Origin of the sequence: Mesorhizobium sp. M7A.F.Ca.US.006.04.2.1 (genome assembly GCF_004022915.1) — a bacterium.
GTDB lineage: Bacteria > Pseudomonadota > Alphaproteobacteria > Rhizobiales > Rhizobiaceae > Mesorhizobium > Mesorhizobium ciceri.
This window is the reverse complement of the sequence record NZ_RZQA01001359.1, coordinates 1-1,000: the sequence shown is the minus strand read 5'-3', so window position 1 is coordinate 1,000 and position 1,000 is coordinate 1. Positions and strand designations below refer to the sequence as shown.

Annotated in this window: 2 protein-coding genes; one reads left to right on the top strand and one right to left on the bottom strand. The window is 62.7% G+C overall.

The genetic code is table 11. From position 1 onward, the window contains the following. On the bottom strand, positions 1–506 hold a 506-nt coding region (locus EN925_RS37280), incomplete at its 3' end, for a DUF922 domain-containing protein (RefSeq protein WP_128337433.1). A 103-nt stretch (positions 507–609) separates the two neighbouring features. On the opposite strand from EN925_RS37280, the gene EN925_RS37275 reads away from it, so the two are divergent. Continuing rightward, a partial coding sequence (locus EN925_RS37275; protein ID WP_164894733.1) for a dihydropteroate synthase occupies positions 610–1,000 on the top strand: 391 nt, incomplete at its 3' end.

Genomic DNA, 1,000 nt, shown 5'->3' with positions numbered 1-1,000 from the left:
AGGGCCTTGGCGGCGTCGCAGTTCTTTTGCGGGTAGGTGGCTTTCAAAGCCTCTTCGAGTTCGCCGCCATGGTTCTTGGCGATTTCGACATGGCGCTCCTCATGGCGCTTGATGTCGGCCGACAGCGTATCCCAGAACAGCCTGACATCGGCATCGGCCTTGCGCGGCCGGCGCCACTCGGGAAGGATCACCTTCACCTTGACGGTCACCACCGCGTCGGCAATCCGGCAGGAACTCGGTGTCTGCGCATAGCTGATACGGGTGGTGAAGGCCATTTGCGTAGCGCCCGGGTGCCGCGTGCCGGTGCTTTTCACCTCCGGCCCGCGTTTGGAGAGTTGTGCCTCGATGTCGTCGAGGGTGCTGCCGCCAATGGCGAAATAGCTGTACGTCTTGACGAGATTGGCCGCCGCCGCCGGGTGCGACGTTATGGCGAGCAGCAGCGCGCAAGCCAAGGATTGTTTCACGCCCAAGGACTGTTTTTTCATGCCAAGCATGGATCGTTTCATCATGTTGCCTCTTCGACCACCTTGCTTTACGGCCGTTGCCGGCGCAATGAAATTGATCCGCCAGGGATCACACATGATTGATGAACTCCATGGTCGATGAGCAATGACGGCCAGGCGATGGCAGTTGGCGCATGGACGCCATCTCGACCTCGGCGGCAAGGCCGTGGTCGTCGGCATCCTCAATGTCACGCCCGACAGCTTTTCCGACGGCGGCCAGTTCGACGCCCCTGAAAAGGCGTTGGCCCAGGCGCGCCGCATGATCGGGGAAGGGGCACTGGTTGTCGATGTCGGGGGAGAATCGACGCGCCCAGGTGCTGCCGCGGTATCGGCCAGCCAGGAACAGGCCCGCATCCTGCCGGTGATCGAAGCGCTGGCGGGCGTGAACGAGGTGCTGATTTCGGTCGATACCTATCGCGCCGACACGGCGCGGCTGGCGGTCGCCGCCGGCGCGCATATCGTCAACGATGTCTGGGGTTTGCAGCGCGAGCCCGATA